Consider the following 26,653-nt stretch of genomic DNA (forward strand, 5'->3'; position numbering starts at 1 on the left):
ACGGGCCTGCCCTACTGGCCGGACACGGGCTCGCGTTCGCCGGATGGTGCCGCGTTTCCGCCGGACTTTCCCTATGGACCGGGCGAGAGCTCGCGTCCGGCGGATGTTTCCGGTGCGGGGGCTGTCCCTTCGGGGCCCTTGGTGTTGTGGCGCAATGGGCGGCCTCTTGATCCTCGGGCTCCGGCGCGGGCCGTGCTGCGGGACGGCGACAAGGTCACGCTCGATGCGCGGCTGGCCCGTACGACGATCGTCGAGGAGCCCGCGGGGGTCGCCGAGGTGCGCGTGGTCGGCGGGCCGGCCGCCGGGGCGGTGCACCGGCTCGGCCTGGGCGCTCACGTCATCGGCGCCGACCCGTTGTGCGCCATCGCCGTGGCCGATCCCGAGCTCGCCCCCGAGGCGGTGACCGTCCGGGTGACGCCCGACGCCATCACGGTGGAGCGAGCCCTGCGCGCGGCTCCCGAACAGGCGCGGCTCAAGCTCAAGGGCCGCTGGGCCGACGAGGTCGCCGAGCTGTCGGCCCGGGTGGCGGAGCGTGAGGCCGCCGAGTTCGCCGCCGAGGCGAGGCGGCCGGCGCCCGAGCTGGGCTCCCTGCCGCTCGGCGAGGCCGTCGAGTGGCCGGAGGACACGCTGCTGGCCTGCGGCTCGTCGCTGTTCACGCTGACCGCCATCGAGCCGCGCGACGCCCACCTGACGCCCCGGCTGGAGGGCGGCGTCGCCTACAACCGCCCGCCCAGGCTGCGCCGTCCCGAGGGCCGCCGCACGTTCAAGAAGCCCAAGGAGCCCACCCGCGCGGAGGGCATGCGGCTGCAGTTGCTCGCCGCGTTCCTGCCCGCCGTGATCGGGGTCACGCTCGCGTACGTGCTCGACCAGTGGTACTTCCTGCTGTTCGCGCTGATGACGCCGGTCATCATGGTCGGCCAGTGGTGGAGCGACCGCCGCCACGGCAAGAAGCAGCACAGGAAGGCCATGAAGGAGTACCGCGCGATGCTGGCCGCCCACGACGAGGAGGTGGAGGCGGCCAGGGCGGACGACGAGCGGCGGCGACGGTCCGACTCGCCCGACCCGGCCCAGGTGCTGCTGACCGCCATCGGCCCGCGCAGGCGGCTGTGGGAGCGCAGGATCCACGACGAGGACGCGCTCAGGCTGCGGATCGGGCTCGCCGACCTGCCCGCGAACCTGGAGCTGAGCGAGGAGCAGGGCGGCCCGATCGACCCGCCGGTCTGCCGCGCGGTGCCGGTCTGCCTGCCGATGCGCAGGCTCGGGGTCGCCGGCGTCACCGGCCCGCGCGACGCCGCCACCGGCCTGGCCGGATGGCTGGTCGGCCAGGCCGCGACCCTGCACAGCCCGCGCGACCTGGCCATCGTGATCCTCTCCGCGCACCCCGACGGCGAGCGCCGCTGGAGCTGGGCGCGCTGGTTGCCCCACTGCGCCCCGCGCGGCGGCGAGGAGTGCGTCGCGCTGATCGGCGCCGATCCGGAGTCGGCGGCCAAGCGGGTGGGCGAGCTGGCCGCCCTCATCGACGAACGCCAGAACACCTCGATCCCCGAGCTCGGCAAGGTCCCGACGGGCTGGGACGACCTGGGCGGGCCGGAGCCTCCGGCGTTCGCCGCGTTCGACACCCGCCCGTACGACGTGCTGGTCGTGGTCGACGGCGCCCAGGCGCTGCGTGGCCTGCCGGGCATGCCCCAGGTGCTGCGGCAAGGGCCCCGGGCGGGCGTCTACACGGTGGCCGTCGACGAGGACCAGCGGCTGCTGCCCGAGGAGTGCGCCACGGTCGCGGCCTGCGGTTCCGACGGCCGGGTGGTGCTGCGCGGCGGCGGCCTCGACGTCATCGGGCCGGTGCTGACCGACCTGGTGTCGGCGTCCTGGTGCGACCGCCTGGCCAGGTCGCTCGCCCCGATCCGCGACGTGAGCAGGCAGGACACCGAGGGCAACCTCCCCGACGCGGTGCGCCTGCTCGACCTGCTGGGCCTGCGCTCCGCCACGGGCCGCGAGCTGGCCGCCCGATGGCGCGGCCGGGGCTCCACCGAGGTGGTGATCGGCATGGACTCCGAGGGCCCGTTCGCGGTCGACCTGCGGCTGGACGGGCCGCACGCGCTGATCGCCGGCACCACCGGCGCGGGCAAGTCGGAGCTGCTGCAGACGCTCATCTGCGCGCTGGCCGCCGCCAACCGGCCCGACCAGCTCACGTTCGTGCTGATCGACTACAAGGGCGGCGCCGCCTTCAAGGAGTGCACCCGCCTGCCGCACACGGTCGGCATGGTGAGCGACCTCGACGGCCATCTGACGCAGCGCGCCCTCGACTCGCTCGCCGCCGAGCTCCGTCGGCGCGAGCGTCTCCTGTTCACCTCCGGCGCCAAGGACATCGAGGACTACGCGGGCTCCGAGCCCCTGCCCCGCCTCGTGCTCATCATCGACGAGTTCGCCGCGCTGGTGGCCGAGCTGCCGGACTTCGTCACCGGCCTGGTCGACATCGCCCGTCGTGGCCGGTCGCTGGGCATCCACCTGATCCTCGCCACCCAGCGGCCGGCGGGCGTGGTCACGGCCGACATCCAGGCCAACACCTCGCTCCGGATCGCGCTGCGGGTGACCGAGCCGGCCGAGTCCTCCGACGTGATCGACCTGCCCGACGCGGCGCACATCTCGAAGACCACGCCGGGCCGCTGCTACGTGCGTTCGGGGATGGGGGCGGCGAGCGCCGTGCAGACGGCCCGGGTCGGCGGCCGTGCCCCCGCGTCGGTCACGGGCCCCCACGACAGGCAGTCCGCCGCCGTCCGCGTGATCGACGTCGGCTGGCGCATGGTGGGGCGGCCGCTGCCCCGGCCTCCGGAACCCGAGGAGGAATCGACCGTCACCGACCTCACGCTGCTGGCCGACGCCCTGATCGAGGCGGCCCGCCTGGCGGGCGTCCCACCCCAGCCCAGCCCGTGGCTCGAACCTCTCCCCAGCCAGTTCGTCCTTCCCCTGCCGACAGACAGCGCTCGTGACCTCGGTACGGGTGACGGCACTGCGGCCCTCGGCCCGAGGAGCGGAGCCGACACCGCTCGCGGCCCTGGAGCGTCCGGAAGTGCGGGACCGGTCTCCCTCACGGAAGGAGGGGGTGCCCAGAGTCCGGGTGGCCGCCAGACGGCGGCCCCCCACCTCGCGGGGAGCGGGGACGCTCGCGGTCCCGGTGCGGGCGACAGGGACGCCGCTCGGGGTCGCGGTGCCGGTGACCGGGAGGTGGCGGCTTCCTCGGGCGGTGGGCGGGGGGTTCCGTTGCAGGCTTCGGGGGTTCCGTTCCGGGAGTTCAGTCCTGGCCGGGTGAAGGGGGGCGGGGTGGTCGCCGAGGTGGCGCCGGTGGCGTTCGGGATCACCGATCGGCCGTGGGCGCAGGATCGGCAGCCGCTGGCGCTGGACCTGGCGCACGGCGGGCATCTGCTGATCGCGGGCGCCGCGCGGAGCGGCAGGTCGACGGCGTTGCGGACGATCGCCGGGTCCATCGCGGCGCACGTGTCCCCCGCCGACGCGCACGTGCACGCGATCGACTGCGGGTCGGGGGCGCTGCTGCCGCTGGTCGCGATGCCGCACTGCGGGGCGGTGGTGACCCGTGACCAGCTCGACCGGGTCGAGCGCCTGCTCGCCAGGCTCAGGGCCGAGATCGGCCGCCGCCAGCAGCTCCTCGCCGAGGCCGGGCACGCCTCCCTGGCCGAGTACCGGCAGGCGGGCCACCGGCTCCCCTGGATGGTGTTCATGCTCGACCGCTGGGAGGGCTTCGTGGCCGCGTTCGAGGGCTACGACTACGGCCGCCTGATCGAGGCGCTGCTCCAGCTCCTGCGTGAGGGACCGGCCGTGGGGTTCAGGGCGGTGATCACCAGTGACCGGTCAGGGCTGCTGGGCCAGGTGTCGACGGTGTTCGACGACCGGCTGCTCCTGCGCCTGTCCGACCCCTCCGACTACGGGCTGGCCGGTTTCCCGATCAAGGGCCTGCCCGCGTCGATACCGCCGGGCCGGGCGTTGTCCCTCGGCGACCACGGCATCGTCGAGCACCACATCGCCCTGCTCTCCCCCGATCCGGCCGGTCCTGCGCAGGTGGCGGCGTTGCAGGCGCTCGCCCGTACCGTCGGCGACCGGATGCCGGCGGGCGGCCAGCCCCGTGCCGCACATGGCGGTTCCGCAGGCGCCGGGGCCGGGCAGTCCCGTGCCGCAGGCGGCGGCTTCGCAGGGCAGGGGCCGCTGCGTGTGGACGCGCTGCCGATGCGCATCACCGCGGCGGAGGCCCTGGAGCTCGATCCGTCGTTCAGCCCGCCGTCGCCGCTGTGGGCGCTGGTCGGGGCGGGCGGCGACGCGCTCGCGCCGCTGGGGCTCGACCTGCTGGCGCACGGCCCGGGCGCGGTGATCGCGGGCCCGGCCCGTTCCGGCCGTTCGTCGGCGCTCATGACGGCGGCGCGGTCCCTGATCGCGCGCGGCACCCCTGTCGTCGCCGTGGCACCGCGGCGCAGCCCGCTGCGGGAGCTGGACGGGGCGCTGGCGGTGCTCGACGGGAACGCGGACAACCTCGCCGAGGTGGTCGCCGACCAGCGTCACTACGTCGTGCTGGTGGACGACGCCGAGCTGGTCAACCCCGACTCCCCGCTGGGCACCGCCCTGGAGGAGGTGCTCCGGTCCGGGAGGGACGGTGACCACGGCCTGCTCATCGCCGGCACGACCGGGGATCTGGCGGTCGCCTACCGCGGGTTCGCGGCCGAGACCAGGAAGTCCCGTACGGGGCTGCTGCTGGCGGTGCAGGGCCAGGCCGACGGCGACCTCTTCACCATCCGGCTGCCCCGCGGCACGGTGGGCGGGCCGCCCGGTCGGGGGTTCCTCGTGACGACCGGCACCATCACGCCTGTCCAGGCGGCTCTGCCGGGCGACGCCTGAGGGGTCAGCCGATCCTGCTGTTCACCGAGCCGGTGTCGTCGCCCCACACGTCGTCGTCCTCGTGCAGCCACGTGGTGGACTCCCGGTCCCGGGAGTCGCCGCCGCCGCCCCCTCCGCCCATGCCGCCCATCGGGAGGAAGGGCATCCCGGCGCCGGTGCCGGAGCGGGTGCCGAGGCTGGTGCCCTGGCCGGGGCCGAGGGCTCCGCCGGTGCCGATGCCGGTGCCGCCGTAGGTGACGGGCGTGGCCGACGTGGTGGGCGTGGTGTATCCGGGGGTGGTCGCCGTCGTGGGCGTGGCGCCCGTCGGGGAGTAGCCGGACGTGGTCGGGTTGTAGTCCGCCAGGCTGGTGGTGCCGTCGGTGCCGGACGGGTTCCGGTTCAGGCCGGCCGTGTCGACCGACGGCTGCGTGCCGTTGTTCGGGCCGGTGGTGGAGCCGACGGGGACGGTGCCTCCCGGGACGCTGGTTCCGGGGGGATAGTTGCCGTTCGGGTCATAGCCGTTGGGGTTCGTGCCGTTCGGGTCCACGCCGTTCGGGTTCGGGAGGCCGGTGCTCGGGTCGTAATCGGCGAAGGAGGGGCCGCCGGGGTTGCCCGTGCCGTCGGTGCCGCCGTTCAGGCCCAGGCCGGTGTTCGAGTACGGCGAGGGGTTGCCGGTGGGCAGGCCCGTGGGGTAGTCGACCTGCGTGGGATCGTCCTGCGGCATGCCGGGAGGCTTGATGTCGCGCAGGCTCTTGTCCACGGTGTCCGGGATGGCCTGGTGGACGACGACGAGGTCGTTGGTGAACGTCTGCAGGTGGAGTCCGGCCAGTTCGTCCGGGGAGCCGAAGTCGGTCTTGGCCTCGTTCAGGACCTTGCCGTCGCCGCCGTAGTAGCCCGCGTAGGCACTGTAGATGTCGGGGATGCTGTCGTCCCAGGTGGCGCCGGTTCCTCCCCTGTTCGTCCAGGTGTTCAGGATGCCCTTGCTGTGGTCCTCCATGAACGCCTGGTGCTCGCGGACCACGCTGGCGAGGTTGTCGACGGGCGTGTGCATCGCGCCGAGCTTGGTGGCCAGCTCGCCCATCGTCACGTAGAGGATGCCGAGGGCCGTCTGCGCCTCGACCGACGCCTCGCCCTCCCACACCTCGGCGAGCTTGATGGCCTGGGTCTTGATGGCCTCCCTGGCCGTCTCGACCGCCGTCTTGGCGTCCTCGTACGAACTCGCCGCCTGCGTGATGCTCGTGAGGTTGAAGCCCTTGATGAAGGTCACGACCTGCTCGACGCTGCGGCCTCCGGTCTCGACGGCCCAGCTGCCGCAGGAGGGCTTGATCAGGTGGATCTCGTGCTTGGTCCCACCCATGCCCCTCACACCCCCTGGTTGACGATGTCCGTCACTCTGTAGGTGCCGGCTCCGGCTTCCACCAGCGCGATCGCGGTGGAGAAGTTCTCCAGGACGTCCTCGTAGACGTCGAGGAACTCCCGGTGTGCCGTCTCCAGCGTCGTGGCGAACGACTCGGTGCCCTGGTTGCGGTCGATGCTGCGCAACTGGGTGCGCACGTCGGAGAGCGAGCCGTTGATGCTGAGGTCCTGGATCGAGCCCTGGTGCTCGCCGTAGCCGCCACCGTTGATCGGCTTCATGATCTCTCGCAACGCCTCGGCGACGTTCGTGATCTTCGTGGCGTCGTACCCGACGCCGTCCCGTTCGGCGACCAGGCCCGGCCAGTCCTCGGGCGGTTTTGCTGCTCCCACGAGACCTCCCCCCTTAGGGCACTCGATCATGCACCTTACTCGAACAGTTCCTTTTCCGTACAGAAGACACAGAGTCAACTTGCGTAACATATGGCGCTATGCAGACCCAGAAGGATCTCTATCAAGCGCATCGCCTCATGACACTGCGCCTGGGTCTGGCGCTGATGCAGGGGGAGCCCGATCTGCCCGAGTCGCCGATGCGCCGGCAGACCGTGGCGACGTTCGGAGGGATCCTGATCGCGATCCTGGTCGTGGCCGCGTTCGGGATCTGGGGGCTGCTCAGCCCGGGGAACGCCACCAAGCTGACCGACGCAGGGCAGCTGCTGATCGAGGAGGAGACCGGCGCCTCCTACGTCTACAACCAGCAGAGCCGCAAGCTGCAGCCGGTGGCCAACTACGTGTCCGCGCGGCTGCTGCTCGGCAATGACGAGATCAAGGTCAGGACGGTCTCGGCCGAGTCCCTGGCCGGTTTCGCCCGCGGGCAGAAGGTCGGCATCCAGGGGGCGCCGGACTCGCTGCCGGACAAGGAGCGGCTGGTCAAGGCCCCGTGGTCGGCGTGCGTCGCGGAGGGGACCGACGCGGCCGGGACGCGCAAGCCGTTCGTGACGCTCGTGGCCGGCACCGACCTCGGCGGGACGCCGGTGGGCGACGAGGCGCTGGTCGTCAGCGACGGGCAGCAGAACTGGGTGCTCTGGGCCAACCACCGCATGCGGGTGGCGAACGTGGCCCGGCTCACCGACCAGACGCCGCGCCGCGTGCCGGCCTCGTGGATCAACGCCATCCCGGCGGGGGTGGACTTCGCCGCGCCGAAGATCGCCCAGCGCGGCGACAAGGTCCGCGGGCCTGACGGCAGGGCGTCCCGGGTGGGACGGGTGTACAAGGTGGAGTCGGTGGCGGGCGCGGCCGAGCGGTGGTACGTGCTGCTCGCCGACGGCCTCGCGCCGATCGACCACACGCAGGCCATGCTCCTGCTCCTGGACCCGGCCAGCAAGCCCGCCTACGGCAGGCTCCCGGTCCGCGAGACGGTGATCGACGCGGCGACCGCCAACGCGGCCAAGGCGTCCGCGCGCCGCCTGCTGGACAGCGGGCTCCCGGCCACCATGCCGAGCTTCCGCTCGCCCGGCATGTCGGCCCCGCTCTGCGCGGTGTACGAGGACACCGTGAAGGGCTCGACCAAGGCGGTGCTGACCACGGGCAGCCGGATGGGCCTCCCGACCCCGGGGACGAGCGCCGGCGCGGACAAGGTCGACCAGGTGCTGCTGCCGCCGGGCAGCGCCGTGCTGGCGGGGACCCTGCCGGGCGAGGGGCAGCTGTCGTCGGTGCAGCAGTACTGGCTCGTCACCGACCAGGGCAAGCGGTTCCAGCTCACCTCGGCGGACACGGTGGGCAAGCTCGGGTACGAGGCCGCGGACGTCGCGCCGGTGCCCGCCCACCTGCTGCGGCTGATCCCGGACGGCCCCGCCCTGGACGAGGCGGCGGCCCGCACGCCGGTGCAGGACGTGCAGCCCATCCAGTAGGCCAGCCAGTGACGGCTAGACCTGCAGGTTGGTGTCCGGGCGGAGCTGACCGGTGTCCTCGTCGTAGACCAGGCCGTCGTTGGTGAACGGCTGCCGCATGCTCGTCGGGTCGCCGGTGTTGAGGACCGACATCTCCGACGGGATGGGGTCGACGGTGGGGAACATCTGGCCGGTCATCTGGGTGTACTGGACCGCCAGGAACATGATCCCGGCCAGGACCGCCGTCTTCTTCCAGTTGCTCGCCACGATCTTCTTGGTCGCGGCGAGGATGGCCTTACCCAGAGCGGCGCTCATCCCGTACACGGTCACGGCGGAGACCGGATGCCATCGGGTCGCGAAGCAGAAGATGCCCCAGGCGAGCATGACGCCGGCGATGGCGAGCACGATGTAGGAGACGATCTTCATGAAGTCGGCGGTCGAGGAGACGGCGTTACCGGTCTCGTCGCGGATGTTCTTGAGCTGCCCGATCGACTCGACGAAGCTGCCGTGGACGCCCGAGAACGACTGGAAGGCGCCCCCCTCCCACTTGCCCTCCTCCTTCAGCTGCGTCTTCAGCGCCTCCAGCTCCGTCACCAGGTTGTCGAGCTCGGTGGTCACCCCGTTCTGGTCCGTGGAGCGCCAGTTCGTGGCGGAGTCGTCCATGCCTTCGGGGTTGGAGACCAGCGTGCCGAAGGCGGCCGCGACGTAGAAGGCCCACGGTTGGGCGATCATGACCGCCGCCGTCAGGGACATCATGGCGGCGGCGCTGAAGGCGTCCTTCCCGTTCACAGCTCCTCCTGGCCGATCACCTGAGGCGCGATGTCCTCGTCGCCGCCCCAGACGCCCTCGTCCTCGGACAGCCCGACGGTCTTGTCGCGGTCGCGTTCCTCCCCGCTGCCCGCGCCCCCGCCGCCCATCGGCATCATGGGCATCATCGGCATGCCCGGGGCGCCCGCTCCGCCGCGCAGCCCGGCCGCGGCGCCCGGGGCGAGCCCGCCCCCGCCGGAGCCCGCGCCCATGCCGGTGCCGGTGCCGGGCACGCCGCCGAGCTGGTTCCCCGTACGGGTGCCCAGGCCGGTCGCGTTGGGGTCGAGGGACGGCACGTTCGGCGTCGTGGGCTGGTAGGACGACAGGTCGGTCTTGTTGGGGTTGTTCAGGGCCGAGTCGAGGTCGGGGACACGCGTGTCCACCTGGTCGGTGTTGGGCAGGCCGGTGTTCGGCAGGCCGGTTCCCGGCAGATCCGTGCCCGGCAGGCCAGCCGACGGGTCCTGGGTTCCCGGCAGGTCGGTCCCCGGGAGATCGGTGCCCGGCAGGTCCGTCCCCGGCAGGTCCGTACCGGGAAGATCGGTGCCGGGGAGGTCGGCGCCGGGAACGTCGAGGCCGGGCACGTCGGCGCCCGGGATCTCGGGCTGAGGGCCGTCGAGTCCCGGCATCTTGGGGGCGGAGACCGGGCCGGGGCCGCCGGGGAGGTCGGGACCGCCGCTGTTGTCGTCGGCTTCCTTGTAGTTGTCGTCGGCCGCCCTGAGCGCGGGCTCCCAGCTCGCCAGCGCCTCCCTGGCCCGCTGCAGCGCCTCGCGCTGGGACTCGATGGCCGATTCGTGCGCGCCGTGCACGCCCATGCCGAGCACGCCGAAGTGGGGCCAGGGCACGCTCAGGTCGCCGGTCCTGCCCCCGAGGGTCTCGAGATAGGTGACATGGCCGCCGATCTGCCCCCCGGCGCGGTCGAGCTCCCCCTTCGTGAAGGAGACCCCGGACGACGGCGGGCCGTCGGAGCCGGGCGTGGGGAAGGTAGGCCAGGTGTTGCCCATCAGCTCATCCGATCACGGGTTCCGTCGTGTCATGGCCGGTCGTCCAGGAGTTGGGATCCTCGGAGAGGTACGTGGTGCGCTCGACGTCGCCGTAGTCACCACCGCCGCCGCCCGCGCCCCCCGCGCCGCCCATGAACGGCATGAGCGGCATGCCGCCCATCGGCCCGCCGATTCCGCGCCCGGCGGCGCCCAGCGCGGACTGGCCGCCGAGCATGCCCGGGGAGCCGATCACCGAGGGGACGCCCGGGGTCGAGCCCACGGGAGTGAGGACCGAGGGCGGGGCCACCGTGGTGGTCACGGGCGCGAGCGTGGTGGGCGTGAACGTCAGGGTCTGCGGCGTGACGGTCGCGAGGTCGGTCTGGCGCGGGTCCGTGCGGGTCCCGCCGTCGGTGGTCGTACGGTCCTCGTTGCCGATGACCGACGGCGCGGTGCCGTCGCCGGTGCCGGAGCCGGGGTTCCGGCTCGGGTCCTGGTTCCCCGGGGCGCCGGGGTCAGGGGAGCCGGGGTCCGGGTTGTTCGGGTTGCCGGGGTCGTTCGGGTCCGTCCCGCCGGGGGTGGAGCCGTCCGGGTTGGTGCCTCCGGGGTCGGAGCCGCCGGGGTTCGTCCCGCCGGGGTTGGTGCCGCCCGGGTTGGTGCCGCCCGGGTTCGTCCCGCCCGGGGCTCCTGCCCAGCCGCCGGAGCTGTCGTACGCCGTCGAGCCGAAGGTGGGCCCCCGCGTGCCGGAGCCGGTCGGGTAGCCGGGGTTCTCGTACCCGCCGCCCGTGCCGGGGAGGCTGACCGTCGGGAGCTCGTACATGATGTAGTCGGGGACTTCGCTGTCGAAGATCGTGACGATCTCCGTGTTCAGCTTGTGGATCGCGTCCTGCGCGATCATGTTCTTGGCGGCCTGCTCGATGTCGGGCTTCTCGGCGCCGGTCCCCTGCAGATGGTTGCCGTCGATCTCCGCGTCCGTCGGCGCGCGCTTGGCCTCCTCCCTGGCGGTCTCCAGGTGGCCCGCGTACGACTGCAGCGCGGTGCCCATCTGCTGCATCTTGGTCGACAGCTCCTGGCCGGAGGCGTGCAGGAGCTGTAGCGCCTGGCGGGCCTTGGAGGCGTCCGGGCCCTTCCAGATCTGGGCGATCCGGCCGGCGTGCTCCTCCAGGGAGCTGATCGCCTGCTCGACCTTGCTCGACGCGAAGGTGTACGTCTGACCGGCGCCCCGGACGTAGGCCGGATCGGTGCTGTTCAGCCAGGAGTTGATCTCCTGGCTGGTGGAGCAGGGCCGATCGCCGAAAGGCGCGCTGGCGTAGGACGTGATGGTGACGATTTCCTGCTTGCTCACCAGGCGATCATCCCTCGTTGGCCTGGCGCGCGCCGTCGTGGTTCGCGGCGCTGGCCTCCACCGCTTCGACCACGTCCCGGTACGCGTCGATGAACTTCTGGTAGACCTCGGCGAACTTCTGGCCCGCGTTCTGCGAGCCCACGGTCGCGGCGAGGGCCGAGGCGTCGTTCCACTGACCGATCTGGGAGGTGGTCAGCGGGATCTCCTCGTCCGCCGGACGGTCGCCGGTCGCGATCTGGTTGACGTTGCCGTTCGGCCGCTCGCCGTTGCCCAGCATGGCTTCGAGGCTGGCCCGCAGCTCCTGGGCGATGACCCGCATGCTGGCCGGCGAGTTCTCCCTCGCGTCGAACAGGTTGGGGTCGACCGGCAGCTCGGCACCGCGTTCGTCCGGCAGGGCCATACCCGTCATTCCTTTCCGCTAGCAGCAGTCCTCCCGGCCACCGCTCCGCGACGATGACCGAGAGGGGGTACGAGCCGGGCTAGTCCATCCAGATGCTGATGTTGCGCTGCTCGGCGGACTGGTAGTTGCCCTTGGCGACGTTGACGGCCTCGGCGGCCTTGAACAGCTGCTCGCCCATGGCCTTCTCGTGCTGGTTCCACTGCTGGCGCTTGGTCTCGAAGTAGGTTTCGGCGTCACCCTGCCAGCTCGCCCCGAGCTCCCGCTGGATGTCGGCGTAGAGGTCGTCGGTGGCCCTGTCGAGCTCGGTGATGACCTTCTTGAGCTCCTCGTAGGCCTGCTCCATGGAGCCGAACCGGACAAAGGTGTAGTCGTCAGGCATGGTCATGGCGTTGTCCGTCCTGCTCAGCGGTTGGCGTTGATGAGGGAGTCGATGCGACCGGCGCCGCCGTCGCCGACGAAACCGCCCGCGATGTCCATGTTCTGGTCGGCCGCGTTGCGGTAGACGCCGGCACCGATGTTGAGCCGGTCGTAGATGTCCTCAAGGATCTTGATGACGCCCTTGAACTCCCCGTCCCACTGGTCCAGCGCCGCGCCGAACCGCTGCGCGGCGCCACCCTGCCAGCCCTGGCTGGTCAGGTCGGCCTTGATCTGCTGCACGCGCTGGCGCATGCCCTCGATGTACTGCGCGGTGTCCTGGCAGTAACCCGCCGCGTTGGTCAGCTGAGTCGGACTTGCCCCGTACAGAGCCACTGGACCTCCAAGTCGACATGGCGTTGTCCGTCACGTGGGCGCAGCATGCAACTGACCCCCATGAACAACATCAAATGCCATGTTAGTCAACATCAACCCCAGGATTCCCAGAAATATCAGATTACGGATTGGTCGCGCTGTAGCGACGTTCGAGTGAACGCCCTGGTGGCGGAACCGCGGCTTTCTGACCAGGAGGACGTGCGGCTGTGGTGATCGGGGTCAGATCTCCAGCCGGCGGCGGATGCGGTCGAGTTCGCCCATGACGTCGGTGAACGCCCGGTCGTAGGCCGCCTCCGCATTCTTGATGTCGTTCAGCGCCGAGCTCGGGTCGGTGGCGAGCTTCATGGGGTTGCCCCGCTCGCCGAACGCCTCGCCGGCCATCTCGGTGAACTTCACCTGGAAGTCGGCCACGGCCTCGGCCAGCACGACCTTGATCAGGTCGGCCAGCTCGCCCGACGCCAGCCGCATGGCCTTGGGGTGCAGGTTCAGCTCGCGCAGGCCGGTCTGGTCGTACTCCACCGTGACCAGGCCGTCCTCGTCCTCGGCCCGGCCCACGCAGTCGCCGGCGCCGCGCTGGAACTTCTCCAGGCGGGCGATCTGGTCGTCCATGCCCTTGAGCAGCTTCTCGATGTCGATGTTGGCGAAGTCGCCGAACTCCTGCATGCCTTCAACCTCCCGTACGAGATCAGCCGGACAGTCCGCGCACCCACGTGTAGACCTCCAGGACCCCCAGCGCGAGCGGGAAGAGCTGGACGATCAGCGCCACGTCGAGGATGTCGGCCGCGCGCCCCCAGAACGGCGACGGCCTGCCCGTCGCCAGCCACAACCCGATGCCCACCGTCATCAGCGCCAGCCACAGGATCCCGGTGGCCACGGCCACCGAGCCGACGATCTCGCCCTGGCCGACCATCGACATCGCCAGCATGGCCAGGCCCGCCAGGCCCGTGCTGATCAGCCAGACGCGCTGGCCGAGCCCGCGGAACACCCGGGCCCGCATGATGAGCGTGAGCGACAGCGACACCGTCATGACGTCCGCCACCCAGCCGTCGGCGAGCACCAGCAACGCCAGGGCGATCAACGCCGAGAGCGCGATCGCGGCGACCATGCCGGTGGCGTAGCCCTGCGCGATCCGCGTGCGCTCCTGGATGGCCGGCGCGTCCAGGCGCTGGTTGTCGTTGCGGAGCTCCTCCGCGGTGGTCGGCATGGCCGGCAGCGGCACCTTGGCCAGCCGGAACGACAGCGTGGGCACCAGCGGGCTGAGCGCCAGCAGCAGCGCGATGGCCACCGCCGCCACCCCGGCCGGCGGCGGCGACCACACCATCACGACCGCCGAGCAGATCCCGCCCACCGTGGCCACCCCGGCCGTGCCGAGGAAGCCGGGCACGCCGTCGGAGATCAGCGCGCCGCCCACGGCGGCCACCAGGGCCAGGCAGGCCAGCGCCGCCAGCAGGTGCGGCGCGCCGAACCCGGCCGAGGTCCCCGGCGCGAACAGGCCGGCGACGAACCCGTACGGCAGCGCCGAGTGCCCGATCAGCGCCCCGGCCATCGAGTCGCCGACCGCCCTGGACAGCAGCGTGCCGGTGACGATCAGCAGCAGCGCCAGCAGCCCGGCCACGATGGTGACGGTCAGCGCCGGCATGCCGGACAGCGCCAGGCCGACCGCGCCCAGCACGAGCAGGGCCGTCGCGCCGCTCGCGCCCATGACCCTGGTCTGCGTGGCCGACCAGGCGCCGCGGCCCTCGCGCACGCCGGTGGCGACCACGTCCGCCACGTCGTCGAACAGGGCCGGCGGCAGGATCGCCTCACGCGGCCTGAGATAGAGGATCTCGCCGTCGAGCACGCCCAGCGAGCCGAGGCTCTGCCCCAGGTCGAACGGCTGGCCGCCGAGCCGCTGCAGCGTCCAGCCGGGCGCGGCGGCGGAGTCGCCGTTCACCTCGCCCAGCGCGCGCAGCAGGCTGGGCAGCACGTTCGGCAGCGGGATGTCGGCGGGCAGGGCCAGGTCCGCCTTGCGCCGGGGGCCGACGATCGTCACGTGGCACTGGGCCGGCAGCGGCACCGGAACCTGCGACAGGGCGCCCTGCTGGATCGGCCCGCGCGGCGGCCCCGGCGGCCCGGCGTATCCGGCGGGCCCCCGCGCACCGGGTGGTGGCCCGTGCATCGGCGGCTGTCCAGGTGGTGGCCCTGGGATCGAAGCCGGCGGGCCGGGCAGAGGTCCCTGAACGATCTGTCCCATCTCTACTCTCCGTCCCCACCAATGGTCACGGACAACAGAGAACATATCGGGTCTCTTCTGGTAAGAACGTCTCGATGAGCATCGTCGTCGTACGCCGACCAGAACGCCGCCCGGGACCCAAACCGCCGCGCGGCGAGGTCCTGCTCGAATCTCCGCCCGAGATTCCCGAGGTCCAGCCGCAGGGCTTCTCGATGGCCCTCACCTACCTGCCGATGCTGGCGGGCGCGGCGGCGATGGCGCTCATGTTCACCGCCTTCGGCAACGCCAACCCGATCATGTACGTGGCCAGCGGCCTGTTCGCGCTGTCCATGGTCGGCATGACGGCGGGCCAGCTCACCCGCCAGCTCGGCGAGCGCAAGTACAAGCTCAACGGCGCCCGCCGCGACTACTTCCGCTATCTGGGCCAGGTGCGCAAGAAGACCCGGCGCGCGGCCAGGCAGCAGCGCGAGGCCCTGGAGTGGAGCGGGCCCGAGCCCGACGCCCTGTGGTGGATCGCCATGGGACCCCGGCTGTGGGAGCGCCGCCCGCGCGACGAGGACTTCGCCACCGTGCGGCTGGGCACCGGCGTCCAGAAGCTGGCCATCCAGCTCGTCCCGCCGGACTCCAAGCCCGTCGAGGACCTGGACGCGCTGGCGGCCGGCGCGCTGCGCAGGTTCATCAGGGCGCACTCCACCGTGGCCGGGCTGCCGGTCGCCGTGGCGCTCGGGTCGTTCGCCAGGATCCGGATCGGCGGCGACCCCGGGACCGTGCGCGACCTGGTGCGCGCCATGATCGCCCAGCTGACCGTGTTCCACTCGCCCGACGACATGCGGATCATGGTGTGCGCCGGGAGCGAGTGGATGACGTACTGGGAATGGGTCAAGTGGCTGCCGCACGCGCTGCATCCCGAGGAGACGGACGCGGCCGGCCAGGTGCGCCTGATGACCGACAACCTGGGCGAGCTGGACCGGCTGGTCGGCGGCGAGCTCAAGGAACGCGCCCGGTTCCGGCCCGGCGCGGCGGCCGAGTCGCTCCCGTACCACGTGCTCATCCTGGACGGCGGGCACGTGCCGCAGGACTCGCAGCTCGGCAGCGACGCCATCCAGGGCGTGACGGTCATCGACCTGTCGGGCTCGTCCGCCGACGTGGAGGAGAAGAGCACGCTGCGGCTGGACGTCCAGCCTGACGGGTTCCACATGGTGAAGCTCGACCACGCGGGCAAGGAGCACAGGACCCGGCTCGGCGATCCCGACGGCCTCGACTACCTGCGGGCCGAGGGCCTGGCCAGGCAGCTCGCGCCGTTACGCACCTCGGCGTCCGGCGGCGGCGACGCCGAGGACGTGCTGGCGGCCAACACCACGCTGACCGACCTGCTGGGCGTGGGCGATCCCGGCCTGCTGGACCCGGCGGTCGCCTGGCGGCCGCGGGCCGGCCGCAACAGGCTGCGGGTGCCGATCGGGCTCGGCGCCGACGGCCGGGTCGTGGAGCTGGACATCAAGGAGTCCGCGCAGGGCGGCATGGGGCCGCACGGGCTGGTCATCGGGGCCACCGGCTCCGGCAAGTCGGAGCTGCTGCGCACGCTGGTGCTGGGCCTGGCGGTGACGCACTCGTCCGAGATCCTCAACTTCGTCCTGGTCGACTTCAAGGGCGGCGCGACCTTCCTCGGGCTCGACTCCCTCTCCCACGTCTCGGCGGTCATCACCAACCTGGAGGACGAGCTCCCGCTGGTCGACCGCATGTACGACGCCCTGCACGGCGAGATGGTGCGCCGCCAGGAACTGCTGCGGTCGGCGGGCAACTACGCCTCGCTGCGCGACTACGAGCGGGCCAGGGAGCAGGGAGCGGACCTGGCGCCGATGCCGACGCTCTTCGTGGTGCTGGACGAGTTCAGCGAGCTGCTGTCGGCCAAGCCGGAGTTCGTCGAGCTGTTCGTCATGATCGGCCGGTTGGGCCGCTCGCTCGGCGTGCACCTGCTGCTGGCCTCGCAGCGCCTGGAGGAAGGGCGGCTGCGGGGCCTGGACACCCACCTGTCGTACCGGATCGGCCTGCGGACGTTCTCCGCCATGGAGAGCCGGGTCGTGCTCGGCGTGGCCGACGCCTACGAGCTGCCCTCCGCGCCGGGCAACGGCTACCTCAAGTTCGACACCACCGGCATGACCAGGTTCAAGGCCGCGTACGTGTCGGGCGCCTACCAGCCGGACGGCCGGCGCGTGAGCGGCGACGACGGCCACACGATCCTGCGCCAGGTCGTCGAGTACGGCCCGGCGTACGTGCCGCTGCCCGTCAAGCCGAAGCCCAAGGAGGCCCCGGCGGCGGAGGTGGACGAGCGCTCCCCTTCGCAGACCAGCCTGCTCGACATCCTGGTGCGGCGCCTGCAGGGGCACGGACCCGCGGCCCACCGCATCTGGCTGCCGCCGCTCGGCGAGCCGCCCACGCTGGCGCACCTGCTGCCGCCGCTCTCGGTGACCCCCGAGCTCGGGCTGTCCACGCCGGGCTGGAACGGCAGGGGGACGCTGCACGCCGTCATCGGCATCATCGACAAGCCGTTCGAGCAGCGGCGCGACCCGTACTGGCTGGACCTGTCCGGCGCCGCCGGGCACGTCGGCGTGGCCGGCGGCCCGCAGAGCGGCAAGAGCAACGTGCTGCGCACGCTCGTCACCGGCATGGCGCTCACCCACACGCCGGCCGAGGTGCAGTTCTACTGCCTGGACTTCGGCGGCGGCGGCCTGGGCACGCTGGAGGGGCTGCCGCACGTGGGCGGCGTGGCCACCAGGCTCGACGCCGACCGGGTGCGCAGGACCGTGGCCGAGGTGTCGGGGATCCTGCGGCAGCGGGAGCGGGGGTTCGCCGAGCGCGGCATCGAGTCCATCGCCACCTACCGCAAGATGGTCGGCGAGGGCAGCGCCCAGAGCGACGGCTTCGGCGACGTGTTCCTGGTCATCGACGGATGGCTGACGATCAGACAGGAGTTCGAGAGCCTGGAGGCCGTGATCACCGACCTGGCGGCCCGCGGGCTGGGTTACGGCATCCATGTCGTGGCCACGACCAACAAGTGGTCGGAGTTCCGGCCGGCCATCAGGGACCTGTTCGGCACCAGGATCGAGTTCAAGCTGGGTGACGCGTACGAGTCGGAGATCAGCAGGAAGGCGTCGCTCGCCGTGCCCGAAGAGTCGCCGGGACGCGGCCTGACCAGGGACGGCATGCACTTCCTCGCGGCGCTGCCGCGCATCGACGGGCGGCGCGGGGCGGAGGACGTCTCCGACGGCATGCGTTCGCTGGTCGAGAACGTACGCAAGGCGTGGCAGGGGCCGTCGGCGCCGCCGGTGCGCCTGCTGCCGTCGCTGCTGCCCGCGGCCGACCTGCCGGGGCCGGAGCAGACGGGCCCGCGCCGGATCGCGATCGGCATCGACGAGGACGCGCTGGCGCCCGTCGCGCTCGACTTCGAGACCGACCCGCACTTCGTGGTGTTCGGCGACAACGAGTGCGGCAAGTCGAACGTGCTCAAGCTGATCATGGAGGGCGTGGTCGCGCGGCAGACGCCGGGCGAGGCCATGATGATCGTGATCGACTACCGGCGGTCGCTGCTGGACACGGCGGTGACCGACCACCGCATCGGCTACGCCGCCTCCAGCACCGCGGCCAACGACCTGATCAAGGACGCCCGCTCGGCCCTGCTCAAGCGCCTGCCGCCCGCCGATCTCACGCCCGAGCAGCTCCGGTCGCGGAGCTGGTGGCAGGGCGCGGACCTGTACATCGTGGTGGACGACTACGACCTCGTGGCGACCGCCAACGCCAACCCGCTGGCGCACCTGGCCGACCTGCTGCCGCAGGCCCGGGACATCGGCCTGCACCTGGTGCTGGCCCGTCAGAGCGGCGGCGCCAGCCGGGCCATGTTCGACCAGGCCGTGCAGCGCCTGAAGGAGATGGCCAGCCCGGCGCTGATCATGTCGGGCAACCGGGAGGAGGGCCAGCTCTTCGGCAACGTCCGGCCGCAGCAGCTGCCCGTGGGGCGCGGCTTCTACGTCGACCGGCGGAACGGCTCGCGCCTGATCCAGACCGCGTACCTGGAGCAGGAGCAGCGGTGACCCCCTCCTGACGGCGGGGGCCGGGAAACGCCCGGTTACATGATCGTGAACGGCGAGCGCCTATTGCCCTTCACCTGGGCGAATGCCGATTTTTCAGGCTTATTCGGGTGGTACAAAGATCACGTGTCGACCGAAGAGGCATCCCCGCTGAGCCCGTGCCCGCACAACCCCGCGTGCCCGCCGCCCGTCTGCCTGCCGCCGTCGCTGCGGCCCACGGCGGCGACGGCGACGCCGGTCCGCCACGACCCCGCGGGGGGCACGAACCTGCCAGGCTACGAGACCCGGACCGGCCACATCGACGGGTTCGCCGGCACCATGTGCGGCACCGCCGACGGCGTGGGCCTGGTCAGGGAGCGGACCCCGCGCTTCGAAGGCTGGAACCTGGTCCCCCTGGCCGGCGTCCCCGTCATCGGCCTGATGTTCGTCAACCGCCTCAACACCATCTCCGACACCTGGCGCGACAGCGCGGGCATCCTGCGCGACGTGCTCCGTACGGACGCCGCCAAGGTCAGCAGGGCGGCCGCCAACTACCGGCAGGCGGAGAACCCCGGCGGGGAGAACTGAGAGATCATGGCGCCTGACCCCCGGCTGATCCTGCCCGGCCAGACCACTCCCCCGCAGGGCACCCAGCAGCTCCACCTCGCCAACAACCACGGCAACGTCACCAGGACCGTCCAGGTGCCGCCCGCCGCCACGCGCACCGACCCCGGCTTCTTCAAGCGCCTGGTCACCCAGCTCAACCCGCTGAGGCAGACGACCAGGGGCGCGATGATGCTCTCCGGCCTCGGCCTGGGCGCGCTCGCCATGGACGTCGCGGCCACGGCCAACCTCGGCAACCCGTTCCTGTTCTACGACCGGCGCGAGACCTGGAAGGAGATGTCCGGGTCGCTGGAGGGCAACCGGTCCAACCTGTGGCGCGGCTACTTCGACGACATCTCGCCGAACTGGAACGGCCAGGCCGCGGGCATGCTGCAGCAGTACGTCCGGTTCAACGTCAACGGCCTGTTCAGCCAGCTCGGCAAGGTCAGCGACGAGATGAGCGGCACGATGCACGGCCAGTACAAGGAGGTCCTGGAGTACGACCTGTCGGTCATGGGGCTGTACGCCGCCTCGGCGCCGATCCTGCGGACCCTGGCCGCCATGAGCGCGCACCCCGTCGCCAAGGTCGCCCTCGCGACCCAGGTCGGCGTGTTCACGACCGCGCTCGGCAACCTCGTCAAGCAGTTCGCCGACATCTACAACTCGTACGAGGGCGATCTCAACAAGCTGGAGCTGAAGCTCAACGACCTCAGGGGCGCCTTCTACAACTCCGGCGACCCGAACCTCGGGGCGCGCGAGCTGAACCTGTCGGACACGATCGAGGACGCCACGGTGGACGACATGTGGGTGCCGGCGGTGCAGGACTGATGGGCGAGATCGACGCGTTCGCCGCGGGCCGGGAGGGCGACCTCGCCGCTCTGCTGCGCGAGATGGACGGCTGGACCGCCAGGGTCACCGGCATGTTGGAGGAGCTGTCGAGGGAGCGGCTGGAGGGCGCCGACGCGAGCGGCATTGTCCGGGCCCGGGTCTCCGGCACGGGGCGGCTGCTCGGGCTCGACATCGACGCCAGGGGCCTGCGCGACCTGGACCACGAGCGGCTGGCCGAGGCCGTCAAGGAGGCCGTCGGGGCGGCGCGGACCGCCATGGGCGACCGGCTGGCGGAGCTGACCGGCGATCCTGCCTCGGCCGCCGATCCTCTGGCGCCCCACGTCGAGCGTGTCATGCGGGAGGGCTGAGCGGTGCGGGAGATGGAAGAGGCGATGGCGCGCCTGGACGAGCTGGTCTCCACGGCCCGGCGGGCCGAGGAGGCGGCGGCCGAGTGGAGCGCGCGCCGGTTCACCGGGCGGGCCGACGAAGGCCGCGTCGTCGCGACGACGGACGCCCTCGGTGTCCTGCTCGACCTGCGGATCCATCCGGTGAGCCGGAGCCGGCTGGACGCCCGCCGGCTCGCCGACGAGATCCTCGCCGCCATCACCCGTGCGGAGGAAGAAGCCGAGACCGCCAGATCCCGTCTCCTGCCCGGCCTCCACTGACAGGAAAGAAAAACCCCCTCCAGGGCCTCCTGGAGGGGTTTCTGAGTACTCATCCCCCTCCGGCATCGCCGGTGGGGGATTTCGCGTACCTGTCCCCCTCGGGCGTCAGCCGGTGGGGTTTCGAGTACGAGTCCCCTCCGGGGGTCACCCGGAGGGGTTCTCGCTCCTGGATCAGCCGCAGTTGCCCCAGCCGGTCCTCATGCCTTCGTCGCCGACGCTGCCGGCGAACCGGACGCACTTGCCCTTGGCGGGCAGCTTGATCGGTCCGGCGTAGTACTCGTAGTTGCCCAGAGCGGTCTTGGCCTCGCCGCCCTGCACCTCCAGCGTGACGCTCACCTCGGAGGCCTTGCCGACGTTCACCCGCTTCAGGGTGACCGCGCAGTTCTCACCGGTGGCGTTGTTCCAGAGCTGGTAGGTCTCGCCGCCCTTGAACGCCTGCTGGCGCTGCACGACGAAGCCGGAACCGCAGACCTGGACGGCCGTGTACGGGTTCTTCGCCGAGGGCGTCGCGGTCGGCTTCTTGGTCGGCGTCGCGGTCGGCTTGACCGTCGCCGTGGGCTTCGCCGTGGCCGTGGGCTTCGCCGTGGGCGGCGCGGTGTCCGCCGGGGGCGGCTCGGGCGTGGCGGTCTCCGTGACGGTCGGCGTCGGCGTGACCGTCACCGTGACCGTCGGGGACGGCGTCGGGGTCGGGGTCGGGGTCTGCGTGACGGTGACCGTCGGCGTCGGATGGACCATGTCCTCCGACTTCGACGGGCGCGGCCTCGACCTCTCCGTCTGGGTCGCGTCGGAGGACTCCGTCACGGTCACCGTCGGCTGCGCCTGGGTCGGCTGGGTGACCGACTGGGTGGCGATCTGCACGGGCGTCGGCACGGTGCTCAGCTCCGGCGGCGCGGGCGACTGCGACTCCCAGTCGTTGGGCAGCACCATGGGGCCGACGTCGTTCGGGTTGCCGTTGGTCGGGCTGGCCCACGGCACCGTCACCTCGGGCTGGCTCTGCTGAGGCTCACCCTGCGGCGGCGGGTTCTGCTCCGCCTGCGCGACGCCGTTCTCCACCTTCTCGCTGCCGGAGCCCCGCCCGTCGGCCTGGTCCCCGGCCGCCGCCACCGGCTCGAAGCGCTGGGTCGAGGCGTACTGGTTGGCGCCCCAGAGCCCCACACCGGACAGCAGCGCCAGCGCGCCCACCGCGGCGACCAGACCCGCCGGGAACTTGCGCCGCGGGCTGGAGGACACCGTCTGCCCCGCCACGGGCGCCTGCCGCGTCTGCTCGCGCGGAGGCTCCCAGGCCGGGGCCGGCGGCGGCATCGGCACGCCCTGCATCGGCTCGGCGCTCCCCTGCAGCGCTCCCTGCGGAGGCACGCCGGGGTGCCCGCCTTGCTGAGGCACGGGCGGCGGCCCCCAGGACTGCTGCGGAGGCACGCCCTGAGGAGGCATCATCTGCGTCGGCACGCCGTCGAGCGGCACCCCCTGCACGGGCACGCCCTGCAGAGGCTCTCCGTCGGCCTGGGCGCCCTTCTGGGCGACGACCCCGCCGCGCTTGTCGCCGAGGAGCTGCAGCAGCGCCATGTACGTGGTCGGCCGCTGCGCGACGTCCTTGGACAGCGCCGACATCACCACCCGGCGCAGCGGCTCGGCCAGGTCGCCGAGCTCGGGCTGCGCGTTCAGCAGCGCGTCCTCGTCATGGCCGAACGGCGGCTGCCCGGTCGCGGCGAACACCACGGTCGCCGCCCAGGCGAACACGTCGGCGTAGGGCCCGTACGCCAGGCCCCTGACCTGCTCCGGAGCCCGGAAGCCCAGCTCGCCCACCGGCTCGCCCTGGTCCAGGTCGGTCACACGGGGGCCGTCGGCGCCGATGATGACGTTGTGCGGGGTGAGACCCCGGTGGGTGATGCCGGCCAGGTGGACCGCGGTCAGCGCGGTGAGCACACCCACGGCCACCCGTTCCAGGCCGTCGCCGTCGAGCGGGCCGTCCTCGGCCACCACCTCGGCGAGCGTACGGCCCTCGACGTACTCACGGGCCACATAGAGGTGGTCGCCGTGCTCGCCGGCCTCCAAAGTCCTGGCGACGTACGCGCTGGACACGCGCTGCACCCCGGTGAGCCTCGCGACGCCGTCGTCGCCGCCCTCCGGCACTGGAGGCAATAACTTGATCACTGTCAGCGGCGCGTCATCGGACTCCTTGCCGAGGAACACCGCTCCGCGCGGCCCGTCAGCCAACCGTCCTGAGATGACGTACGCGCCCAGCTTTTCGGGATCACCCGGCAGCAGGGGGTGCATCTCCATCCCTTCAGTAAAACCATGATCTCGAAGGGACATTCAACCGCATCTACCACTTTTGCATCAGTAGTTTCACCGACGAATTGACAATTCACCCACAGGACAGCCTCAAGACGTCCGGCCGGGCCGCCAGCCCCGGCGCCGGCCCAGCGGCACGAGCAGCGCCAGCGCCACCGCCACCATGGCGGCGAGCAGCGCCCCGCCCCCCACCGCCGTGGCGATGCCGATGGCGGTCTCGTCGCGGGGCGGGACCTTGGCGATGGCGTCGGCCGGCAGCGCGGTCGGCGGCGGATCGGCCACCACGGGCGCGTTGGCGGCCTCGTACGGCAGCACGGCCGTGACCGCGAGCACCGGGTTCACCATGCCCGCGCCGGTGCCCGCGCCGGCCGTGCCGTCGGCGGTGGCGATGATGCGCCGGCGCACCTGCTCCTGGTTGAGCCCCGGGAAGCGGGCCCGGACCAGGGCGGCGGTGCCGGCCACGTACGGGGTGGCGTAGCTGGTGCCCTCCAGGCCGCGCTTGTAGGCCTTGCCCGGCCAGGGGGCGGTGATGTCCGTGCCGGGGCCGACCACGCCGACCGGGGTGGCGGCGTTGGAGGAGTCGACGCGGCGGCCGTCGGGCGCGGCCCCGCCCACGGACAGCACGCCGTCGTAGGCCGCGGGATAGGCGGGCACGCTCTCGTCGTCGGGGCCGGTGACGTTCCCGGCGGCGGCCACCACGACGATGTCGCTGGCCAGCGCCCGCTGCACCGCGGCCCGCAGGGACGTGTGGTCGGAGGCGCGCACGGAGACGTTGATCACGTCGGCCCCGGCGTCGACCGCGTGGTTGATGGCGTCGACCAGCTTGCGGATGTCGCCGTCTCTCTTGTTGCTCTGCTTGAGCACGACGAGCCTGGCGTCGGGCGCGACGCCGTGGAAGGGGACGCCGGCCACGTAGCGGGCGGCGATGATGCCGGAGACGGCGGTGCCGTGGCCGACGCAGTCGTGGTGGCCGGTGTGCGTCTCGTCGACGATCTTGGAGACGCGCAGCTGCGGGTGGCCGTAGTCGACGCCGCTGTCGATGACGGCGACCGTCACCCCGGCGCCCCTGGTCAGCCGCCAGGCGTTCTTGACGTCGAGACGTTTCTGCGCCCACGGCTCGCCGGCGGGCAGCTGGAGCGTGCCCTTCTCCGGTCTGCAGTCGTCGGGCGCGGCCGCCGCGGGAACCGCGGCGAGGTGCAGGGCGAGCAGGCTCGCCAGGAGGGCGCGACCGATCATGTCGGGAAAGCGTAGCGCGCCCGGGCCGGCGCGCGGAGGCCCCGACCCCGGACCGGGGCCTCCGCGGCGCCGCCGTCAGCGGGTCGCGGACTCGATGTTGCCCCGGTAGGTGTCGATGACCCGGGACGCCTCGACGAGCTCCTCGGTCATGCGCTGGAAGGCGGTCCGGTAGTTCTGCCAGGCGCCCTGGAACTTCTGGGCTCCCGGGCCGGTCCAGGCCGTACCGACCTTGGCGGCCTCCTTGTCCAGCGCCGCCATCGTGGCGCGCACCGCCTCGGACTGCTGCTTGAACTGAGCGGACATCGCCTGCATCTCTGCAGGGTCGCCGCCGAGCATGCTCTGGCTCACGCAAACCTCCTGGTTGGGGACGCTGAGTCGGACGGGGAAGCGCCCTCACCCTAGATGCGCCCCCACCGCCTCGTCGGCCTCCATACCGAGCGGCTATGGCCCCCTACGACCCGACCCACCTGCGGATGATCGATTTGCAGCACTTACACTCCCCTCAGTGCTCGCCGAGGAAGGATGGATGTCGGTGCAGAAGGTTCTCATCGCCAATCGCGGCGAGATCGCCGTACGGGTGGCTCGCGCGTGCAAGGACGCCGGGATCGGGAGCGTGGCCGTCTACGCCGAGCAGGACCGGGACGCCCTCCACGTGAAAGTCGCCGACGAGGCTTACGCGCTGGGCGGTCAGTCGCCCGCGGAGACCTACCTCGACTTCGGCAAGCTGCTCGACGTCGCGGCGCGGTCGGGCGCCGACGCGGTGCACCCCGGTTACGGCTTCCTGGCCGAGAACGCCGGCTTCGCCCAGGCGGTCATCGACGCGGGCCTGATCTGGATCGGCCCGCCGCCCTCCGCCATCGCCGCGCTCGGCGACAAGGTGCAGGCCAGGCACATCGCCCAGAAGGTGGGCGCGCCGCTGGTCGCCGGCACCAAGGACCCCGTGTCCGGGGCCGACGAGGTCGTCGCGTTCGCCGAGGAGCACGGCCTGCCGATCGCGATCAAGGCCGCCTACGGCGGCGGCGGGCGCGGCATCAAGGTCGCCCGCCGGCTGGAGGAGGTCGCCGAGCTGTACGAGTCGGCGGTGCGCGAGGCGGTGGCCGCCTTCGGCCGGGGCGAGTGCTTCGTCGAGCGCTACCTCGACCGGCCGCGGCACGTCGAGACCCAGTGCCTGGCCGACAGCCACGGCGACGTCGTCGTGGTCAGCACCCGCGACTGCTCCCTGCAGCGCCGCCACCAGAAGCTCGTGGAGGAGGCCCCCGCGCCCTTCCTCGACCAGGAGCAGCTCGACATCCTCTACACCAGCTCCAAGGCCATTCTCAAGGAGGCCGGCTACGTGGGGGCCGGCACCTGCGAGTTCCTCGTCGGCCAGGACGGCACGATCTCCTTCCTGGAGGTCAACACCCGCCTCCAGGTCGAGCACCCGGTGACCGAGGAGGTCGCGGGGGTCGACCTCGTACGCGAGATGTTCCGGATCGCCGACGGCGAGCCGCTCGGCTACGGCGACCCCGAGCTGCGCGGCCACTCGATCGAGTTCCGCATCAACGCCGAGGACGCGGGCCGCAACTTCCTGCCCGCGCCGGGCACCCTCACCGCCATGCGGGCGCCGTCGGGTCCCGGCGTGCGGCTCGACGCCGGCTACGAGACCGGCATGACCGTGCCGGGCGCGTTCGACTCGCTCGTGGCCAAGCTGATCGTGACCGGCCGCACCCGCCTGGAGGCCCTGGAGCGGTCGCGGCGGGCGCTGGCCGAGTTCGAGATCGACGGCATGCCGACGGTGCTGCCGTTCCACCGGGCGATCGTGTCGGACCCGGCGTTCACCTCCGACCCGTTCACCGTCCACACGCGGTGGATCGAGACCGAGTTCGACAACACCATCCCCCCGTACGCGGGAGAGACCCACGCCGACGAGCCCGAGCCGCGCGAGACGGTCACGGTCGAGGTCGGCGGCAAGCGGCTGGAGGTCGTGCTGCCCGCGGGCCTCGGCGCGGCCGCCCCGGCCGCGGCGGGCGCGAAGAAGCCCCGGCGCGCGGCGGGCGGCGCGAAGAAGGCGGCCGCGAGCGGCGACGCGCTGGTCTCCCCGATGCAGGGCACGATCGTCAAGGTCGTGGCCGGCGACGGCGCCACGGTCGCCGAGGGCGACACCGTGGTGGTGCTGGAGGCCATGAAGATGGAGCAGCCGCTGACGGCGCACAAGTCCGGCGTCATCACCGGTCTCTCCGCGGACGTCGGCCAGACGGTCACGTCCGGGGCGACGATCTGCGAGATCAAGGACACGTGACGGCGATATCGGGCCCCAGGCGGGCCCGATATCGGCGATGCCGGAAGTGAGGACCGCCCGGCGTTCCCCAGATCCGCCG

Annotated in this window: 21 protein-coding genes; 8 read left to right on the plus strand and 13 right to left on the minus strand. The window is 72.2% G+C overall.

Annotated elements, in window-relative coordinates:
* The first annotated feature begins 192 nt into the window (after positions 1 to 192).
* Entirely contained in the window at positions 193 to 4,899 is a 4,707-nt protein-coding gene (locus ABD999_RS19280; RefSeq protein ID WP_345482816.1) for an FtsK/SpoIIIE domain-containing protein, read from the plus strand.
* A gap of 4 nt (positions 4,900 to 4,903) precedes the next feature.
* On the opposite strand, the gene ABD999_RS19285 is transcribed toward ABD999_RS19280, so the two are convergent.
* Positions 4,904 to 6,235: a WXG100 family type VII secretion target gene (locus ABD999_RS19285; RefSeq protein ID WP_271278992.1), complete on the minus strand. Its 1,332-nt coding sequence runs from the start codon at positions 6,233 to 6,235 to the stop codon at positions 4,904 to 4,906.
* Between the two features lie 5 nt (positions 6,236 to 6,240).
* On the minus strand, positions 6,241 to 6,624 hold the full coding sequence (locus tag ABD999_RS19290) for a hypothetical protein (protein WP_148036996.1): 384 nt from the start codon (positions 6,622 to 6,624) through the stop codon (positions 6,241 to 6,243).
* A 98-nt stretch (positions 6,625 to 6,722) separates the two neighbouring features.
* Between ABD999_RS19290 and eccB the strand changes: the two genes are divergently transcribed.
* A complete protein-coding gene (gene eccB / locus ABD999_RS19295; RefSeq protein ID WP_271278993.1) occupies positions 6,723 to 8,141 on the plus strand; it encodes a type VII secretion protein EccB in 1,419 nt (472 codons plus the stop codon).
* A gap of 15 nt (positions 8,142 to 8,156) precedes the next feature.
* Here eccB and ABD999_RS19300 read toward each other — a convergent pair whose 3' ends face one another.
* From ABD999_RS19300 to eccD, 8 genes are all read right to left on the minus strand, one after another.
* The gene (locus tag ABD999_RS19300; protein WP_271278994.1) at positions 8,157 to 8,909 is read right to left on the minus strand and encodes a WXG100 family type VII secretion target; all 753 of its coding nucleotides are present in this window, start codon (positions 8,907 to 8,909) and stop codon (positions 8,157 to 8,159) included.
* The gene (locus tag ABD999_RS19305) at positions 8,906 to 9,928 is read right to left on the minus strand and encodes a pentapeptide repeat-containing protein (protein ID WP_271278995.1); all 1,023 of its coding nucleotides are present in this window, start codon (positions 9,926 to 9,928) and stop codon (positions 8,906 to 8,908) included. Before ABD999_RS19305 ends, ABD999_RS19300 begins: the two co-directional genes overlap by 4 nt.
* A 4-nt stretch (positions 9,929 to 9,932) precedes the next feature.
* Positions 9,933 to 11,249 (minus strand): WXG100-like domain-containing protein, encoded by a 1,317-nt coding sequence (locus ABD999_RS19310; RefSeq protein WP_271278996.1) that lies wholly within the window; start codon positions 11,247 to 11,249, stop codon positions 9,933 to 9,935.
* Between the two features lie 7 nt (positions 11,250 to 11,256).
* Positions 11,257 to 11,649 carry a hypothetical protein gene (locus tag ABD999_RS19315; protein WP_148036991.1) on the minus strand — a complete coding sequence of 131 codons (393 nt, stop codon included), beginning with the start codon at positions 11,647 to 11,649 and terminating at the stop codon, positions 11,257 to 11,259.
* A gap of 79 nt (positions 11,650 to 11,728) precedes the next feature.
* Positions 11,729 to 12,034 carry a WXG100 family type VII secretion target gene (locus ABD999_RS19320; RefSeq protein WP_148036990.1) on the minus strand — a complete coding sequence of 102 codons (306 nt, stop codon included), beginning with the start codon at positions 12,032 to 12,034 and terminating at the stop codon, positions 11,729 to 11,731.
* Between the two features lie 17 nt (positions 12,035 to 12,051).
* Positions 12,052 to 12,399: a WXG100 family type VII secretion target gene (locus tag ABD999_RS19325; protein WP_148036989.1), complete on the minus strand. Its 348-nt coding sequence runs from the start codon at positions 12,397 to 12,399 to the stop codon at positions 12,052 to 12,054.
* A 219-nt stretch (positions 12,400 to 12,618) separates the two neighbouring features.
* On the minus strand, positions 12,619 to 13,062 hold the full coding sequence (locus tag ABD999_RS19330) for a YbaB/EbfC family DNA-binding protein (RefSeq protein ID WP_148036988.1): 444 nt from the start codon (positions 13,060 to 13,062) through the stop codon (positions 12,619 to 12,621).
* Positions 13,063 to 13,084: 22 nt separating this feature from the next.
* Complete coding sequence (gene eccD, locus ABD999_RS19335; RefSeq protein ID WP_148036987.1) at positions 13,085 to 14,557, minus strand: type VII secretion integral membrane protein EccD; 1,473 nt, start codon at positions 14,555 to 14,557, stop codon at positions 13,085 to 13,087.
* 149 nt (positions 14,558 to 14,706) lie between these two features.
* On the opposite strand from eccD, the gene eccCa reads away from it, so the two are divergent.
* The 5 genes from eccCa (at position 14,707) to ABD999_RS19360 (ending at position 20,768) form a co-directional block, all read left to right on the plus strand.
* Entirely contained in the window at positions 14,707 to 18,696 is a 3,990-nt protein-coding gene (gene eccCa / locus ABD999_RS19340) for a type VII secretion protein EccCa (protein ID WP_271278997.1), read from the plus strand.
* Positions 18,697 to 18,819: 123 nt separating this feature from the next.
* Positions 18,820 to 19,260: a hypothetical protein gene (locus ABD999_RS19345; RefSeq protein WP_271278998.1), complete on the plus strand. Its 441-nt coding sequence runs from the start codon at positions 18,820 to 18,822 to the stop codon at positions 19,258 to 19,260.
* Between the two features lie 6 nt (positions 19,261 to 19,266).
* A complete protein-coding gene (locus ABD999_RS19350; protein WP_148036984.1) occupies positions 19,267 to 20,103 on the plus strand; it encodes a hypothetical protein in 837 nt (278 codons plus the stop codon).
* Positions 20,103 to 20,471 carry a YbaB/EbfC family nucleoid-associated protein gene (locus ABD999_RS19355; RefSeq protein WP_271278999.1) on the plus strand — a complete coding sequence of 123 codons (369 nt, stop codon included), beginning with the start codon at positions 20,103 to 20,105 and terminating at the stop codon, positions 20,469 to 20,471. Before ABD999_RS19350 ends, ABD999_RS19355 begins: the two co-directional genes overlap by 1 nt.
* Positions 20,472 to 20,483: 12 nt before the next feature.
* Positions 20,484 to 20,768, plus strand: coding sequence for a YbaB/EbfC family nucleoid-associated protein (locus tag ABD999_RS19360; RefSeq protein WP_246639401.1), 285 nt, complete (start codon positions 20,484 to 20,486; stop codon positions 20,766 to 20,768).
* 171 nt (positions 20,769 to 20,939) lie between these two features.
* On the opposite strand, the gene ABD999_RS19365 is transcribed toward ABD999_RS19360, so the two are convergent.
* The 3 genes from ABD999_RS19365 to ABD999_RS19375 form a co-directional block, all read right to left on the minus strand.
* Complete coding sequence (locus ABD999_RS19365; RefSeq protein ID WP_271279000.1) at positions 20,940 to 23,048, minus strand: serine/threonine protein kinase; 2,109 nt, start codon at positions 23,046 to 23,048, stop codon at positions 20,940 to 20,942.
* Positions 23,049 to 23,150: 102 nt separating this feature from the next.
* Positions 23,151 to 24,296, minus strand: coding sequence for a S8 family serine peptidase (locus ABD999_RS19370; RefSeq protein WP_345482817.1), 1,146 nt, complete (start codon positions 24,294 to 24,296; stop codon positions 23,151 to 23,153).
* A 75-nt stretch (positions 24,297 to 24,371) separates the two neighbouring features.
* The gene (locus tag ABD999_RS19375; RefSeq protein ID WP_261809082.1) at positions 24,372 to 24,644 is read right to left on the minus strand and encodes a WXG100 family type VII secretion target; all 273 of its coding nucleotides are present in this window, start codon (positions 24,642 to 24,644) and stop codon (positions 24,372 to 24,374) included.
* 184 nt (positions 24,645 to 24,828) lie between these two features.
* Here ABD999_RS19375 and ABD999_RS19380 point away from each other — a divergent pair, with 184 nt between their 5' ends.
* Positions 24,829 to 26,574: an acetyl/propionyl/methylcrotonyl-CoA carboxylase subunit alpha gene (locus ABD999_RS19380; RefSeq protein ID WP_271279936.1), complete on the plus strand. Its 1,746-nt coding sequence runs from the start codon at positions 24,829 to 24,831 to the stop codon at positions 26,572 to 26,574.
* Positions 26,575 to 26,653 lie beyond the last annotated feature (79 nt).

The organism is Nonomuraea ferruginea (assembly GCF_039540635.1).
In the GTDB taxonomy this organism is placed as follows: domain Bacteria; phylum Actinomycetota; class Actinomycetes; order Streptosporangiales; family Streptosporangiaceae; genus Nonomuraea; species Nonomuraea ferruginea.

Excerpts from the sequence above, each read along its gene's own strand:
- ABD999_RS19355 (WP_271278999.1), top strand. The coding sequence starts at position 20,103 with ATGGGCGAGATCGACGCGTTCGCCGCGGGCCGGGAGGGCGACCTCGCC.
- eccB (WP_271278993.1), top strand. The coding sequence starts at position 6,723 with ATGCAGACCCAGAAGGATCTCTATCAAGCGCATCGCCTCATGACACTG.
- ABD999_RS19350 (WP_148036984.1), top strand. The coding sequence starts at position 19,267 with ATGGCGCCTGACCCCCGGCTGATCCTGCCCGGCCAGACCACTCCCCCG.
- ABD999_RS19285 (WP_271278992.1), bottom strand. The coding sequence starts at position 6,235 with ATGGGTGGGACCAAGCACGAGATCCACCTGATCAAGCCCTCCTGCGGC.
- ABD999_RS19360 (WP_246639401.1), top strand. The coding sequence starts at position 20,484 with ATGGAAGAGGCGATGGCGCGCCTGGACGAGCTGGTCTCCACGGCCCGG.
- eccD (WP_148036987.1), bottom strand. The coding sequence starts at position 14,557 with ATGCACGGGCCACCACCCGGTGCGCGGGGGCCCGCCGGATACGCCGGG.
- ABD999_RS19365 (WP_271279000.1), bottom strand. The coding sequence starts at position 23,048 with ATGGAGATGCACCCCCTGCTGCCGGGTGATCCCGAAAAGCTGGGCGCG.
- ABD999_RS19320 (WP_148036990.1), bottom strand. The coding sequence starts at position 12,034 with ATGACCATGCCTGACGACTACACCTTTGTCCGGTTCGGCTCCATGGAG.
- ABD999_RS19370 (WP_345482817.1), bottom strand. The coding sequence starts at position 24,296 with ATGATCGGTCGCGCCCTCCTGGCGAGCCTGCTCGCCCTGCACCTCGCC.
- ABD999_RS19330 (WP_148036988.1), bottom strand. The coding sequence starts at position 13,062 with ATGCAGGAGTTCGGCGACTTCGCCAACATCGACATCGAGAAGCTGCTC.
- ABD999_RS19315 (WP_148036991.1), bottom strand. The coding sequence starts at position 11,649 with ATGGCCCTGCCGGACGAACGCGGTGCCGAGCTGCCGGTCGACCCCAAC.
- ABD999_RS19305 (WP_271278995.1), bottom strand. The coding sequence starts at position 9,928 with ATGGGCAACACCTGGCCTACCTTCCCCACGCCCGGCTCCGACGGCCCG.
- eccCa (WP_271278997.1), top strand. The coding sequence starts at position 14,707 with ATGAGCATCGTCGTCGTACGCCGACCAGAACGCCGCCCGGGACCCAAA.